Raw genomic sequence first — 14,402 nt, forward strand, 5'->3', positions numbered from 1 at the left:
TTTTAATACGCTGCTTTCCTTTAATGTTTATGAGTATAAACACTTAAGACTGCAGTCGGCTGCAGTCTTAAATATGTTTCTTCATAGTGTGATGAGGGATGCCGGCATCTAAAAATTCATCGGATATAACTGAGTAACCGAGTTTTTCATAAAAAGGGATCGCCTGGTTTTGAGCGTTTAATTTAAGGATCTCAATTTGTTTAGATAGGGCATATTGTTCTATGGCATTCATTAAATCTTTGCCCACCCCTTTTGAGCGGAAATCTGGTAAGATACAAATCCTTTCGACTTTTCCATAGCTATCAACCACCCTGAAGCGTCCGGCACCTATTGGATTACTTTCCTCATCTATTACGAGAAAATGTGTAGATTCCTCTTCTAAATGATCAATTTCTTCTTCTTCAGGTACATTTTGTTCATCTACAAAAACTTTAGTACGTACCGAAAATACCTGATCCAATTCTTCTTTTTCTGATACAATCTTGATGTTCATCGTGATCAGTTGTCCTTTCTTAATTGGTATGTTTCATATACTTTCCATGCCCCATTTTCAGTTTGATAGAGTAAATGGAAGTGATCAACTACTTCTTCGTGTTCGAATTTCATGAGACGCAGTTGTCCGAGAATATCGTTATGTTCCTTGTCAGATAAATCTTGACCAATAGTAATATGCGGAACAAATTTGTATTTTTTATCTTTGCCCAGAATATCATTATGGAAATCTTCGTGAAGTGCACTTAATTCGGCAGTAGGGTCAATTTTTAAATAAATCACATTATTGACTGGTTGGAAGGTGCTAACTTTTAAGACCTTTAATGTAAAAGGCTGGTGTTGGTTTGCAATCTCCTCGAGTTTAGCTGAAATTTCCTTGATTTGCTCATCTGTGGCTGTGAATTCAGATTTTAATGTGACATGAGGAGATATACGAGAGTAATGTGAGTCATAACGCTTTCTATATGAGTTTACAATGTCTTGCAAATTTTTTGAAGGGAAAATAGCAATTCCAAAATTCATGTAAGAACCCCCTGACTTATTTTGTAAAATTAGATATTACTTCATTATAGCAAATATTCAAAAAAATTTCCTTGCTAATTATGTCCTGTGAAAGAGCCAGGTAAGTGTCCTCTTCATATCTGACTGCCATGCCCTCCAGGTATGGTCTCCATCAATCTCTTCGTAAAAGACCGGAAAGCCTTTGCTTTCAATAATCGAGTTAAGTTCCTGATTAGGTTGTACAAAATCTATGATCCCATCTTTAGATGTTTGTACTGTTGTTTCATTCTTTCCAATCGTATGGTAGATTTGCGTTAAATGCGGGAACTGAAAAGACTCCACTGCTGATAGTACGGACTCGTTTACAAGTGGGGAATGCAATGCAATCTTGCCGAATGTATTGGGATAATCCATAGCTGCCATTAATGAAACAGTAGCTGCCAGGGAGTCTCCGATTAGGGCGCGGCTCAGCCCCATTTGGTAGGTCGGATATTCGGCATCAATATATGGAACAAGTTCATGTGCAAGAAACCTTTTATAGGCAGTATGCTTCAGGCCGTCAGGATGATATTTATTCCAGCGATCTTCAACATTTTTATAAGGGACACCTATAATGATTATATTTTCTATTTCTTGTCTTTCTAAAAGCTCATCTGCAGCTCGTCCAATTTTGCCTAATTGGAAATAATCTTTACCATCCTGTGCAATCAGGACGGAATACTTATACAGATGGGAAAAGGCTGAAGGTAAATATACAAGGAGTTCGATTTCCTCATTTAATTCCTTGCTGTTAAAAGATATACCCTTAATTGTTCCGGCTTTTAATGCCAATGAGCTCACCCCCTGTTATTCTTTTCAGGTATATTTTAGCATACTCTAACTTGTATATAATAATCAGGAGATTTGTGATATTATGAAGATTCTGATGGTATAATGGATGAAAGTGTAAAAAGGAGTAATAGAGATATGATTAAAAAACGTGTACATAGTAAAACAGTGACAAATGCTGCTAAACTTGCCTTGCAAAGTCGAGGTGTTACACTTGAAGCAATCGCTGAAATTGTTTATGAAATGCAATTTCCTTATAATGATAATTTAACTCTGGATGAATGCATATATAGTATAGAACGTGTCCTGATGAAACGTGAAATTCAGCATGCCCTTCTTGTAGGTATTGAATTAGATCGATTAGCTGAAAAGGGCATGCTGTCAGAGCCATTGCAGTCTATTGTTGAGTCTGATGAGTCCTTATTTGGTGTGGATGAAACCATTGCCTTAGGAGCTGTGCTCGGTTATGGAAGTATTGGTGTGACAACATTTGGTCACCTGGATAAGAATAAAGTGGGGATTATCCGATATTTAGATACGAAGAAAGAGGGAAGAGGCGTAAATACATTCCTTGATGATTTGGTCGCTGCAATTGCAGCAAGTGCTGCTTCCAGATTAGCTCATCGTCTGCGTGATAAAGAGGAATCCCTGTCCGAGGATGAAATTGAAGATATAGATCATGAAGAAATGATTGGCTAAGGGAAGGGGGGGAACCTCTTCTTTTTCTTTTTATGATGACCGCTGGGATTGATAAACGAGTTGGGTAGATAAGATTTGTTCCTTCTTAAATGTTCGATAGAGTTTGCGGTTAAAACAATAGGCACGAATCAGTTGCTCACCCATTGATTTAACCAGAATACGGCGTTTTGTAAAAATATTTTTATTCGAGACATAGATGATATCGATGGGAATTTGTTCTCTCATGCTCCTAAGTAAATCATTCATTTATCTTCACCTCCTATTTTCATTATATACGAACATACGTTTCTTATTCAACAAAAAAGAAACGTATGTTCGATGTTTGTTTTTGTTGAAGTTGTTAATCATCATTAAATAATCATCCGTTTAATGAACCTTGATAGTAGAAGATATTTACCAAGATAAAAAGAAGGAAAGAGACAAGCCTAGCAATCATATACTCTTTGTGAAGGAATGAAGGAGGGGAAGTTGTTTGGCTAATACACTTGCATATCATGAAACACTGGAATTGCATGAATTAGTAGCATTTGCATCAAATGCATTAGTAGGCTTGAAAATGAAGGTCAGAGATGTACCAAATCAGGAGTTGAAAAATCTATATTTGACTACAATTAAAGTTTTGGAAAGATATATTAAAGAGTTGCTGCAATACTTTCCAAGAGCACCGCAAAGGGAAGAGGATGAAAGAGAACAACCGGACGCCAGCTTTTTTGCAGGGAATTTATTGGGATTAACAAAAACATTAATCCGGAATTATTCGATAGCCATCACTGAAACGGCTACTCCTGTTTTGAAAAAGACATTAACAAACCAACTAAACGGAATGATTGATTTGCATAGCCAGGTATTTAACTATATGTATAAGAATAATATGTATCCCGCATATGATTTAAGTGCTTTGATTAAAAACGATGTAAACAACGCTAATAGAGCAATTGCAAAAAAATATTGAAGGCTCTGGCACCTAGATGGGTGCCTTTTTGGTTCCTGAAATAAAACTGTTATAATGGCCATGAGGTGATACATATGTGTGGTAGATTTACGTTATTTTCAACGTTTGAAACGATTATTGAACGATTTCATATAGAGGCAGCCTTTGATGAGGCAGATTATCAAGTTAGTTATAATATTGCACCGTCTCAGAGAATTGTTGCCGTTATTAATGATGGATCCAAAAATCGCTTAGGTTATTTGAGGTGGGGATTGATTCCATCGTGGGCAAAGGATGAAAAAATCGGATATAAGCTGATCAATGCTCGATCAGAAACGCTTGCGGAAAAACCAAGTTTTCGGAAGGCATACCAAAATAAACGCTGTTTAATTGTGGCTGATTCCTATTATGAATGGAAGCAAACGCCTGAAAGAAAAATACCGATGCGGATTAAATTGAAAAGCGGAGAACCATTTGGATTGGCAGGTTTATGGGAATCATGGAATTCACCAGAAGGACAGGCCGTATGCACGTGTACCATTATTACAACGTCCTCCAATGAATTGATGTCTTCCATACATGACCGGATGCCAGTTATTCTTAACCCGGAAGATGAACAAAAGTGGCTGAATCCAAAGATTCATGATTCGCATTTACTAAAACAATATTTACGTCCGTTTAATCCTGAATTAATGGAAGCTTTTGAAGTAAGTGCTGATGTGAATTCACCCAAAAATAATTCGGAACACGTAATTCAAAGAATATGTTGATTATTATTTTTCTCGGCATTTATTAACGGAAATTTTCGTTTTCTGTGGAAATCCTTCAGATTATCTAAAACTCTGACGATTAGGTATTCGCCGTATAATCCCGTATTAAACCTTACTTTTAAAAAGGAGTTATTCGTTTCTTGTTAATAGGTGCTATTTTCATACTTCGATTTTTCAATTAACAACATTAGTAAAAATAAAAAAAGAATAATGACTACTATCATGTTTCCCTGACCTCCTTCAAATAGGTTGATTAACTTTTTCATTCAATATAGTAAACTACAGTACAATCATACTACTGTATGGTAAAAATTAGAATATGAGAAGTAGGAAAGGCAACATATTGATTACAAAATGGTAGTAAGAGAGATACTATGAAATGCTAGTATGATTTCAACGACTGAAACTATTATTTCGAATTTAAACATTAAGTTCGAATAACAAGAGAATAACAAAAAGGTTAAATGCGTGTAATTATGTTTTTATCTTTTAAAAGAGGATAAATATAGTAGTGTAAGCAACAAAATAATTTCTTAAAAAGGAGCGATTATTTATGGCAGACAAAATGTCTAGAGAAGAAGCAGGACGCAAAGGCGGAGAAGCTACAGCTAAAAATCATGATAAGGACTTCTACCAAGAAATTGGCGAAAAGGGTGGAGAAGCCACCAAGAAAAATCATGATAAAGACTTCTATAAAGAGATTGGTGAAAAAGGCGGTAAAGCCCGCGCAAACAACGATTAAACCTTCTTCAGAAATTAAAAAAAATACTATAAGCAATCAAGGAAAAACCATGCTGACTTAGCATGGTTTTTCCTTTTTCTGATTACCTTTACCAGATGATAATAGAGTATTCCTCATTGGACAAGTTCCTTTAATTGGATTGCAATCATCCGTAATTAAATACTGTTTCCATTCTCTCTTGGATAAATCCTCATAGCCGCCTAAATCTGGATGATACGGCATGTTTTCAATCTTCTCAACTTTTTTTCTAATAACCTCAATTGCTTTTCTGCCATGTGGAGTAGTATAAGACGTATCAGCAAAAATTCTTCTTGGCTGAAAAATCATGATTAGGCAATCACCTAGATTTCGGGTAATACGATTTTGGTAAAAAGGAGCATTGCCAGATACAAAGATAGGTTCCCCGTTGAAAACAAATTCCCAATGGGGATCATCTGGATCAAGGGGAATATCATTGGACCATTCTTTATCATCCTGTTCGTGCAAATAGGATAAAATACTCCAAAAATTGGCATTATAATAATCATAATCAAGGTGCTGATAATTAAGTTCAGGCTCTACGAAAAGAACCAATGCATACCGAATAGATGGATTCTTCCTTGAAAGTTTGAGAAATTCGCTAAGTGTATGTGGAAGCGCAGAAAAATTATGATTCTCACAATACGTATAGCGGAGGAGGCCATCTCGCTCTGCTTTCATGCCAAAGTGACATGGGAATTGATTGTCACTGACAGTAGAACTCCAATAGTTATAGGCCTCATTCAGCCACCTCGGAAGAAGATTCCCCTTTTTAAAGTCAGATTTAATCAGTAAATGGTTCATAAATTAAACTCCTTGACGTATTTTTACGTACGGGACAATTAGGGATAATTTCATCATATGAAAATGATTGGAATGGTTGCTTTGTTCGATTAGATTAATGATGAAATTCTTCAGCTCTCACTGGTTTGATATAATAAAACAAACGAATAAATAGTAAGGAGCATCCTCAATATGGAAAGAAAGTATGGATGGTTAATCTATAATGGGAGTTTGCTGTCTCCAAAATTTATGGAAATCCATGATTGGTATAAAGAGTCAGCTTCAAAAAAAGGAATCATTCTCGACTTAGTTAAAAATACAGAATTATTCTCTGTTATTGAAGGAAATCAAACCATTATTAAAAGTGAAAGACAGCATGCACGGCCGGATTTTATTTTGTTCTTGGATAAGGATATTCGTCTGGCAAATCAGTTGGAACAGATGGGTTATCGACTGTTTAACAAGGCTTCCGTGATTGAAGTGTGTGATAGCAAAATCATGACATTCCAGGCACTGGCTGATCATTCAATTAAATTACCGAAAACTATATTTTCCCCGTTGACTTTTACAAATACATTGGAAAAGGATCATTCATTTATTGAGTTTATTGAAAGGGAATTATCCTATCCGATTGTTATTAAAGAGGCCTACGGATCTTTTGGTGAGCAGGTGTATCTGGTACAAACCCGTGAAGAATTGGAGAAAAAGAGAAAAGAACTACTTCAAATCCCACATCTTTATCAGGAATTCATTAAAAACAGTAAAGGCAGAGACGTAAGAGTTCATGTGGTAGGTGACAAAGTGGTGGCGTCTATGCTGCGAACTTCCGAAACAGATTTTAGAGCAAACGTGACAAATGGTGGGGTCATGCATGAATATGTTCTTCCGAAAGAATTTGAAGAACTGGCAATTAAGGCAAGTAAGATTATCGGAGCTGATTTTAGTGGAGTGGATCTTTTGTTTGGCGAAGAGGAAGAACCGATTCTTTGTGAAGTAAATTCAAATGCTCATATAAAAAATATCTATGATTGTACAGGTATTGATGTAACTGAGCATATCTTCGATTATATTTTGCGGATGGTGTGACATGTTTAAAGGCTTACTGATCTATAAGCGCGAGGATTATGACAAAAATAAATGGTTTGCCAATCAGTTTATTAATAAAATAGTAATCAGCACAATCTAAATATCCAGCTTGTATTTGCCGAGGAATTGAGTTTAATAATTGATAATGGAAAATTGTCCGTTTATATGGAGGAGGGGAATTCACTTCAACCGGATTTCGTCATTAACCGCACCCGAGACAGTCAAATAAGTCTTCATTTTGAATTAATGGGGTGCAGAGTTTTTAACAATTCTCAAGTGACGGATATTTGTAATCATAAAGCTAAAACACATCAAATGATTAACAGCCATGGAATAAAATCTGTGAAGACGGCAATCTCATTCACTGAGGGACAGTCGCTATTAAATTATCCACTTATCTTGAAGACCAACAGCGGCCATGGTGGGACGGATGTTTTTAAAGTAGATTGCAAAACAGAATTAACTAAGCAGATGGGGGAGCTTAATAAGGGGGATGTTATCCTACAGGAAATGTGTGATAATCCCGGTGTTGATGTGCGAGTCTTCGTACTGGGCAGAGAGATTATTGGAGCGGTTAAACGTTATTCCAGCAACAGCTTTAAGTCCAATTTTTCACTTGGCGGAAAGGCAGAGCGTTATACTTTATCTGAGAACCAAGAGAATTTAGTAAATAAAATAAGTATGATATTTGATTTTGACTTTGTAGGTATCGATTTTCTCATCGGCCAGGACGGAGAATTCCTGTTCAACGAAATAGAAGATGCAGTAGGTACCCGTACACTTTACCAACAATATGACTTTGATGTTGTACATATGTATCTGAAATATATTAATAAACAAATGGTTGATATGTGCGCAAAATAATCCTTTCATTTAAAAAAAATGTAAAATATTTGATAAAATAATAGTGATATACTTCACAAATATGAGAGGTAAAGGGATGAGTGGATGAGAAAGAAGGTCGTGATTACTGGGGGGACAGGTTTTATTGGTCAGTATTTTGAGAAGCAGTTTCATTCAATGGGATATGATGTGCTTATCATTTCCAGAAGTAACGAACATATTAACTGGGATAATAATGGTGAAATAAGGAAAGCGCTTGAAGGGGCCGAGTTATTGGTTAATTTGGCTGGAAAATCGGTAAATTGCCGCTATAATACCAGTAATAAGCAGGAAATTGTCATGTCTAGAACTGAAACAACAGCTATATTGGGTAGTGCTCTCCTTGAGTGCACGACTCCACCGCCTCTGTGGATTAATTCAAGTACTGCCACAATATACAGACATGCGGAAGATCGACCTATGACAGAGAAAAAGGGTGAGATCGGAAGCGGCTTTTCAGTTGATGTTGCTAAAGCGTGGGAAGAAACATTTTTTAACTTTGAATTACCGCATACAAGAAAAGTTGCCTTAAGAATTGCAATTGTATTAGGGGAAAGCGGCGGAGTAATGACTCCGTATAAAAATCTCGTTACGTTTGGCCTTGGAGGTTATCAGGGATCTGGACGACAAATGTTTAGCTGGATACATATTGAAGATTTATTTCAAATTGTTCTCTTTCTTAAGAACAGAGAAGACTTGGAGGGGGTATTTAATTGCTCCTCACCCCATCCACTCACCAATCGTGAATTAATGACTCACCTTCGTAACAGTATGAACAGAAAAATTGGCCTCCCCACACCAGCGTGGATGCTTAAGGCAGGTGCAATTCTAATCAGAACTGAGCCGGAGCTTGTTTTAAAAAGTCGCTGGGTACTCCCTGAAAGGCTTGAACAAGCGGGATATACGTTTAAATATAAAAATTTGAAAGATGCTTTAAAAGATATATTTAAATGAGATAGTTTGATTAACCCTCTGTATTTTGTGTTGGTCCTCTTGATAAACTTCCGTTTTAATGGAAATTATATATTTATTATGGAAGTCATCTCCATTGCATTTAAATGATTAGAGGAGTATTATATTTAATACGAGCTACATTGTACGTGATGCATAATTTAAGTTTTAACCTTTAAGCTGTAATAGGGAGTTTTATTATAAAGGCTGGAATGACAAGCCTCTGTCTATATGACCTGGAGGACAAGCAGGAAAGCTTTTGCGAACACCCACTTGGAGAAGTGGTGGTTTAAAACTTTCTTATATGTAACGGCAAAAGTGGCTTATAAACCAATTCCATTTCGGAATTGGTTTTTTATATTTACCCATAAAAAATGACAGACAGTAATAAATACAAAGGCTAAAATGAAATCAGTTGTTGATTGTTTATTTTGTATTTATTAAAATATTAATATAACTTATCTTAATATTTGAAATTGAAATTACTATTAGTTTTTTTATTTTATAAAAATAAAACAGATGGAACGGGAAATATTATTTAGAGTATTTGGGTGATTTTAATGAATTCCAGGTTATTTATATTAGCAATCATATTTTCTTTAGTTATTTCTTTGATACCAGAATTAAAAAAACAGACAATCGCTGTTGCTTCTGCTAATTTAGGGATGACTAGTGAAATGGATAAGGTGCAGTTTGCACATAATTCACTTTCTAAAACCTCAAATAATATTGATTCAACAATACAAGTATTCGACCCTATTACTTCCGAAGATATTATTGGTCGTATAGTACCAAGTAAGTGTTTAACAGGGAAGGGTATGGTTGTTGAAGAAATTTCTCAGACTAGCGAACATGTTATTAGTAGCTTATATCCTTTTGGGATTTTTATTATATTTACAGGATTTATATATATGGCTTTACGTTTAAAGAGATAACCGTGATAGAATGCAGTTCTGTTGTAATTTAAATTACCTAGGCTGAACTTGTTTAACACCAATGACTATAAAAGAGAAAAATAAAGACTTCTATCTGTTTAAGAGATAGAAGTCTTTATTTTGTATACATCCTTTTAAAATCCTTAATATACGGATAGATGGGAGTGTGCAGCATGGTGAAAATAAACTCCTAATTTTTCAATTAGGAGTTTATCTTATAATTGTATATTCTATTTACTTTGTAATAAAGAGAGCACTGCCAATTTTTCTGGGGCTTTCGCCTAATTTATTAATTAAATTACCATTGATATATAGGGTGCTGGATCCTCCGCCATCTAAATTTACAGCTTCAACTGCCCCTAATTTCATCATAACATCAGCGCTTTGGCTTGCTGTTAAACCACTACTCCCATTAATTCGGCCATCTGTAACTGCCATGATAAACCGTCCATCTTTAGTCTGACCAAACAATGTTCGAGGGTTCCTGCTTTTACTGTGTGAGAAATACTCACTATGCGCTAAATTTATTTTGCCGTTCTGTACTAAAGAATATGAAGTACCAACAGCAAAATAATTATTTTCCTTCATATCTTCTAATTCTTGAAGATTTATTAATGGTGTTGCGATACTACGAATATCTATTTTCCCTGTCTTTTTATATTCCATAATTACGTATTTAGGATTATGGTTACTGGTTACTTGTCCATTTACCATAAATAAACCACCATGTTCCATTTTTGAGTTAAAAAAGCCTAAGTTTATCTTTGCTAGTTCATTTGGTAGCTTAATAGATGACAATGGTTCAAGAACATTAGGTTTTCCTTTGGAAACTGTTAAATTAGCATTAGGATTACTTGTATAGATATGAATATTCGTATTATAATATCTTACATTTTTATAATTAGGTACTGTCTCTTTGATGACAGACTTCTTCATGTATGTCGAGTTGACAAAGCCTGTCTTATTAGCATATTTAACTTTAAACCAACTTCCGGATTTGGAGAGATAGGTCACATTTTTCCCTTTCGGAATGGTTAGGATTACTTTATGTTTATTAGAAGCACCAGTCCTTAAATTGACATTAGCCGTTGTTTGATATGTAACGGTAGCCTGTGAATTAGTCTGGGAATTAGCTGTTGGTTTCTTTAAATAAGAAGAGCTCACAAAGCCTGTCTTATTAGCATATTTAACCTTAAACCAACTTCCAGATTTGGAGAGATAAGTCACATTTTTTCCTTTCGGAATGGTTAGGATTACTTTATGCTTATTAGAAGCACCAGTCCTTAAATTGACATTAGCCGTTGTTTGATATGTAACGGTAGCCTGGGTACTAGCCTGTGAATTAGCAGTTGGTTTCTTTAAATAAGAAGAGCTCACAAAGCCTGTCTTATTAGCATATTTAACCTTAAACCAACTTCCGGATTTGGAGAGATAGGTCACATTTTTCCCTTTCGGAATGGTTAGGATTACTTTATGCTTATTAGAAGCACCAGTCCTTAAATTGATATTAGCCGTTGTTTGATATGTAACGGTAGCTTGGGTACTAGTCTGAGAATTAGCTGTTAGCTTCTTTAAATAAGAAGAGCTCACAAAGCCTGTCTTATTAGCGTATTTAACCTTAAACCAACTTCCGGATTTGGAGAGATAGGTCACATTTTTCCCTTTCGGAATGGTTAGGATTACTTTATGCTTATTGGACGAACCGGCTCTTAAATTGACATTAGCTGTCGTTTGATAGAGTGTGGAAGAAGAAACGGTTGCTGCGTCTACTTTTGTGTATAAATCAGTTGTTCCAAATAAAACCAAACCAAATGTAATAAAAATTAATACGATTTTTTGTGTCAATGAGTTTCTCATGCAAGACTTTCTCCTAATATTTGTGATAAATAATTTGTTGTGGTAGTTATAATAATATAAAAATATTAATATATTTACTTATAGAAATAAACAAAAAATTAGCTATTTTATTATTTTTATATAATTAATAAGGAATAAATAAAGGATTCTTAATAAGGACAGAAGTAAATTATAAATGAGGATGTATTTGTGTTTTTTTAGATAAGGTGAGTTGTTTATTAAAATCATTGAACTAAAGTGAAAAAAGTATGAGGTTTGCAGATATTTTTCTGTGAAAATAACAAGATATGGACTGACACATAGGTCCTTGTTGAACTGGTTATATTTAATCAAAAAAGGGAGACATGTTGAGTTAACAACATGTCTCCCTTTTTGATTTATTGTTTTTTGACTGAAATCTCTATACGGACACCATTTTTGTATATCTATCTTATTTTTGTATTTAAATTAAATTTTCTATTTGTTTATTTTGAATTATTTCTTTGCTGGTTTTAGGAACAAATCGCTCCGTAAGTGCTGAGATAGCGCCATCGCCTGTTACATTGCATGCTGTTCCGAAGCTATCCTGAGCTAGGTATAATGCGATCATGAGGGAAAGCATGTTATCAGAGAAACCGAGCATGGATTCTAATAAACCAAGTGCAGCCATAACAGCTCCTCCTGGAACTCCTGGCGCGGCGATCATTGTGACACCAAGCATTAAAATAAATGGTAGCATTTGTGTGATGCTAGCATCCGTACCCTGTAACAGCATAACTGCCATCGTACAGCTGACGAGGGTAATTGTACTTCCAGATAAATGGATAGTTGCTAATAGTGGAACAGTGAAGTTTGCTATCTTTTCTTTCACACCCATTTTTTTAGTCCGATCCACAGTAACAGGAATCGTTGATGCGGAAGACTGAGTGCCTAAAGCTGTAAAATACGCTGGTAACATAGTCTTAAGCATTTTAAATGGATTTTTCTTAGAAGCTGCACCCGCAACTGTATACTGTATGACTAACATAAACAAATGTAAAGCAATGATCATCACAAATACTTTAGCAAATACGCTTAAGATAGACGCAATTTGACCGCCCTGAGTCATGTTTGCGAATATACCAAAGATGTGAAATGGTAAAAGAGGGATAATAATCGTATTAATTACCTTCACGACAATCTCTTTGAATTCTTCCATTACATTAAGAAGTGCTTCTCCTTTGATAGACGCCATCCCTACACCAATTGTGAAGGCTACAAGCAAAGCCGTCATAACACCCATTACAGCAGGCATCTCAATTGTAAAATATGGAGAGAGTAAAGCTTCCTCAGGATTTGCAAAGCTTTGAGCAGTCTGGTTTTTTAATATAATTGGATACAATGCTTTGGCAACGAAAAAAGCAATTAAGCCAGCCATTATTGTAGAAGCATACGCTAAGCCAGTTGTGATACCGAGCATTTTACCGGCACCTTTGCCCATCATTCCAATTCCTGAAGCAATAAAACCAATGATAATAAAGGGAATGATAAATTCTAAAAAGCTGCTAAAAAGCCCGTTGAAAGTAGTGAAAATACGAAGCATCCAGGCTGGAGCAATCATTCCTATACCAATACCGAGAATAATAGCGAATATAATTTTGGGTAATATACCGAATTGTTTCATGGTGTCCTCCTTATAAATACAGTTGTACTCTATATGTGGATTATACAGAAAAATGAATTAAAAAGTAACCTTTCTGCTTAAAAAGAATAAAATAATATTTTTGGTTGGTGGTTGAAGTTAAATCTCTTAAATTTGGGATATACATATTGGTTAAATCATATAAATGAAAAAGCTATAGGGGAGCAGAGAAAACGTTTTAAATTCAATATATTTCCATATAATGATATAATTGATTGGAGATATATAATCATTCTCTATTTATTCTTCTGTTTACTGACTTTAAATAATGAGTGATTGTGTGTATGAATGGAGGAGATATATGCTAGGAATTCTGGAGTTTCAGTTAAGCAAGATTATAGTTAATATCTTCATTATTATTGGGATTTTTTGTTTTGTGGTCCTTTTTACAAAGCAAGCCGAGTATGTTGAAAGCCTAAAAGGAAATGCGATTACCTCTGAAGATATGAAAATTTCTCTTATTAAGAGAATGGCTTATGGCGCAGTTTTAGCTATCATTACTATTTTAATTGAGTATATCTTGGTTTATTATCTGTCGGGTTATTTTAAAGTAGAGATTAACGAATTTAGTTTTATATTCAGTATCTTTGTTTTGTGTTTTTTCTTAATGATAGGAGTGGGCCCAAAGGAATATACTGAACCAACCACTAATAATTATTGGGTTAGACAAGAGTTATACTGGACACTCGACAATAAAGAATTTGATATATTGGGAAAACCATATTTAATAGGGGCTGTAACTTTTTTTCTCATCAATTTAGTTTACTTCATCGTCTAGATCCTCAACAGTTTGATCTAATCATGATATTCCATCCCTCACGATCTCCTCTTATTAAATGATAAATGGTCGTTTTTTGTGTAAAATCATTCCAATGACCCATAGAGAATCATGAATATTTTTGATAAAAATAAATAATTATACATAGATAGAATGGTTTATTTAGGTTTTAAAGGTATAAAAAGTAAATGTATCTATTGCTAATTTTTCCATAAACTGATAATATTAGGACGTTGTTATTTTGGAAAGCAAATATTCAAATAGTTAGAGTCTTTCCAAGCAGATAAAAATTGACCACTTGCCCACGGGAAGTTAAGGCCATACGGACAGCCGGGTCAAATGCCGACAGGCAACATTAGTTGCCCTATTGATTGAGTTAGAAGCTCAAATTTTATAAGTTGGTTACTTTATAACCAGTACGACATAAATCGTGCAAAACTTGTGAAACGGTCAATAAGAGTGGTAAAAGTATTTATTTGCTATATAGAC

15 protein-coding genes, 1 other RNA gene and 1 pseudogene are annotated in these 14,402 nt (G+C 34.9%); 10 read left to right on the plus strand and 7 right to left on the minus strand.

Translation table 11 applies throughout. The features are described 5' to 3' along the window. Nucleotides 1-67 precede the first annotated feature (67 nt). From F7984_RS05095 to F7984_RS05105, 3 genes are all read right to left on the minus strand, one after another. Entirely contained in the window at nt 68-493 is a 426-nt protein-coding gene (locus F7984_RS05095; protein ID WP_066101357.1) for a GNAT family N-acetyltransferase, read from the minus strand. A 5-nt stretch (nt 494-498) separates the two neighbouring features. Continuing rightward, nucleotides 499-1,014, minus strand: a complete 516-nt coding sequence (locus F7984_RS05100; RefSeq protein WP_066101354.1) for a 2'-5' RNA ligase family protein — start codon at nt 1,012-1,014, stop codon at nt 499-501. A gap of 78 nt (nt 1,015-1,092) precedes the next feature. Further along, nucleotides 1,093-1,824, minus strand: a complete 732-nt coding sequence (locus F7984_RS05105; RefSeq protein ID WP_139891416.1) for an alpha/beta hydrolase — start codon at nt 1,822-1,824, stop codon at nt 1,093-1,095. 135 nt (nt 1,825-1,959) lie between these two features. Between F7984_RS05105 and F7984_RS05110 the strand changes: the two genes are divergently transcribed. Further along, nucleotides 1,960-2,520 carry a phosphatidylglycerophosphatase A family protein gene (locus F7984_RS05110; protein ID WP_139891415.1) on the plus strand — a complete coding sequence of 187 codons (561 nt, stop codon included), beginning with the start codon at nt 1,960-1,962 and terminating at the stop codon, nt 2,518-2,520. A gap of 30 nt (nt 2,521-2,550) precedes the next feature. Here the strand turns inward: F7984_RS05110 and F7984_RS05115 are convergent, their stop codons facing one another. Then, nucleotides 2,551-2,766 carry a hypothetical protein gene (locus F7984_RS05115; protein ID WP_066101348.1) on the minus strand — a complete coding sequence of 72 codons (216 nt, stop codon included), beginning with the start codon at nt 2,764-2,766 and terminating at the stop codon, nt 2,551-2,553. Nucleotides 2,767-2,992: 226 nt separating this feature from the next. On the opposite strand from F7984_RS05115, the gene F7984_RS05120 reads away from it, so the two are divergent. From F7984_RS05120 to F7984_RS05130, 3 genes and pseudogenes are all read left to right on the plus strand, one after another. Beyond that, entirely contained in the window at nt 2,993-3,472 is a 480-nt protein-coding gene (locus F7984_RS05120; protein WP_225983664.1) for a spore coat protein, read from the plus strand. A 74-nt stretch (nt 3,473-3,546) separates the two neighbouring features. Continuing rightward, nucleotides 3,547-4,221, plus strand: a complete 675-nt coding sequence (locus F7984_RS05125; RefSeq protein WP_066101340.1) for an SOS response-associated peptidase — start codon at nt 3,547-3,549, stop codon at nt 4,219-4,221. A gap of 553 nt (nt 4,222-4,774) precedes the next feature. Then, a pseudogene (locus F7984_RS05130) lies at nt 4,775-4,957 on the plus strand (KGG domain-containing protein); the annotation flags it as partial. Nucleotides 4,958-5,020: 63 nt separating this feature from the next. Here F7984_RS05130 and F7984_RS05135 read toward each other — a convergent pair. Further along, the gene (locus F7984_RS05135) at nt 5,021-5,785 is read right to left on the minus strand and encodes a YqcI/YcgG family protein (RefSeq protein ID WP_139891414.1); all 765 of its coding nucleotides are present in this window, start codon (nt 5,783-5,785) and stop codon (nt 5,021-5,023) included. A 171-nt stretch (nt 5,786-5,956) separates the two neighbouring features. Between F7984_RS05135 and F7984_RS05140 the strand changes: the two genes are divergently transcribed. From F7984_RS05140 to F7984_RS05160, 5 genes are all read left to right on the plus strand, one after another. Next, entirely contained in the window at nt 5,957-6,850 is an 894-nt protein-coding gene (locus F7984_RS05140; protein ID WP_066101330.1) for an ATP-grasp domain-containing protein, read from the plus strand. 126 nt (nt 6,851-6,976) lie between these two features. Then, a complete protein-coding gene (locus F7984_RS05145) occupies nt 6,977-7,714 on the plus strand; it encodes an ATP-grasp domain-containing protein (RefSeq protein WP_151675515.1) in 738 nt (245 codons plus the stop codon). A gap of 84 nt (nt 7,715-7,798) precedes the next feature. Continuing rightward, a complete protein-coding gene (locus F7984_RS05150) occupies nt 7,799-8,686 on the plus strand; it encodes a TIGR01777 family oxidoreductase (RefSeq protein ID WP_140461165.1) in 888 nt (295 codons plus the stop codon). 129 nt (nt 8,687-8,815) lie between these two features. After that, nucleotides 8,816-9,012, plus strand: a non-coding RNA gene (ssrS, locus tag F7984_RS05155) — 6S RNA. A gap of 231 nt (nt 9,013-9,243) precedes the next feature. After that, nucleotides 9,244-9,618: a hypothetical protein gene (locus F7984_RS05160; RefSeq protein ID WP_066101323.1), complete on the plus strand. Its 375-nt coding sequence runs from the start codon at nt 9,244-9,246 to the stop codon at nt 9,616-9,618. A gap of 234 nt (nt 9,619-9,852) precedes the next feature. On the opposite strand, the gene F7984_RS05165 is transcribed toward F7984_RS05160, so the two are convergent. Both F7984_RS05165 and F7984_RS05170 read right to left on the minus strand, forming a co-directional pair. Then, nucleotides 9,853-11,475: an SH3 domain-containing protein gene (locus tag F7984_RS05165; RefSeq protein WP_066101322.1), complete on the minus strand. Its 1,623-nt coding sequence runs from the start codon at nt 11,473-11,475 to the stop codon at nt 9,853-9,855. A gap of 442 nt (nt 11,476-11,917) precedes the next feature. Beyond that, on the minus strand, nt 11,918-13,117 hold the full coding sequence (locus F7984_RS05170) for a dicarboxylate/amino acid:cation symporter (protein WP_140461166.1): 1,200 nt from the start codon (nt 13,115-13,117) through the stop codon (nt 11,918-11,920). A 319-nt stretch (nt 13,118-13,436) separates the two neighbouring features. On the opposite strand from F7984_RS05170, the gene F7984_RS05175 reads away from it, so the two are divergent. Then, nucleotides 13,437-13,913 carry a hypothetical protein gene (locus F7984_RS05175; RefSeq protein WP_066101318.1) on the plus strand — a complete coding sequence of 159 codons (477 nt, stop codon included), beginning with the start codon at nt 13,437-13,439 and terminating at the stop codon, nt 13,911-13,913. The last annotated feature ends 489 nt before the right edge of the window (nt 13,914-14,402 follow it).

Source organism: Pradoshia sp. D12, from assembly GCF_008935075.1.
In the GTDB taxonomy this organism is placed as follows: domain Bacteria; phylum Bacillota; class Bacilli; order Bacillales; family Pradoshiaceae; genus Pradoshia.

What these genes read in the sequence shown, in the direction of transcription:
- F7984_RS05095 (WP_066101357.1), bottom strand. Translation starts at nt 493, where the DNA reads ATGAACATCAAGATTGTATCAGAAAAAGAAGAATTGGATCAGGTATTT.
- F7984_RS05100 (WP_066101354.1), bottom strand. Translation starts at nt 1,014, where the DNA reads ATGAATTTTGGAATTGCTATTTTCCCTTCAAAAAATTTGCAAGACATT.
- F7984_RS05110 (WP_139891415.1), top strand. Translation starts at nt 1,960, where the DNA reads ATGATTAAAAAACGTGTACATAGTAAAACAGTGACAAATGCTGCTAAA.
- F7984_RS05115 (WP_066101348.1), bottom strand. Translation starts at nt 2,766, where the DNA reads ATGAATGATTTACTTAGGAGCATGAGAGAACAAATTCCCATCGATATC.
- F7984_RS05125 (WP_066101340.1), top strand. Translation starts at nt 3,547, where the DNA reads ATGTGTGGTAGATTTACGTTATTTTCAACGTTTGAAACGATTATTGAA.
- F7984_RS05135 (WP_139891414.1), bottom strand. Translation starts at nt 5,785, where the DNA reads ATGAACCATTTACTGATTAAATCTGACTTTAAAAAGGGGAATCTTCTT.
- F7984_RS05140 (WP_066101330.1), top strand. Translation starts at nt 5,957, where the DNA reads ATGGAAAGAAAGTATGGATGGTTAATCTATAATGGGAGTTTGCTGTCT.
- F7984_RS05150 (WP_140461165.1), top strand. Translation starts at nt 7,799, where the DNA reads ATGAGAAAGAAGGTCGTGATTACTGGGGGGACAGGTTTTATTGGTCAG.
- F7984_RS05160 (WP_066101323.1), top strand. Translation starts at nt 9,244, where the DNA reads ATGAATTCCAGGTTATTTATATTAGCAATCATATTTTCTTTAGTTATT.
- F7984_RS05165 (WP_066101322.1), bottom strand. Translation starts at nt 11,475, where the DNA reads ATGAGAAACTCATTGACACAAAAAATCGTATTAATTTTTATTACATTT.
- F7984_RS05170 (WP_140461166.1), bottom strand. Translation starts at nt 13,117, where the DNA reads ATGAAACAATTCGGTATATTACCCAAAATTATATTCGCTATTATTCTC.
- F7984_RS05175 (WP_066101318.1), top strand. Translation starts at nt 13,437, where the DNA reads ATGCTAGGAATTCTGGAGTTTCAGTTAAGCAAGATTATAGTTAATATC.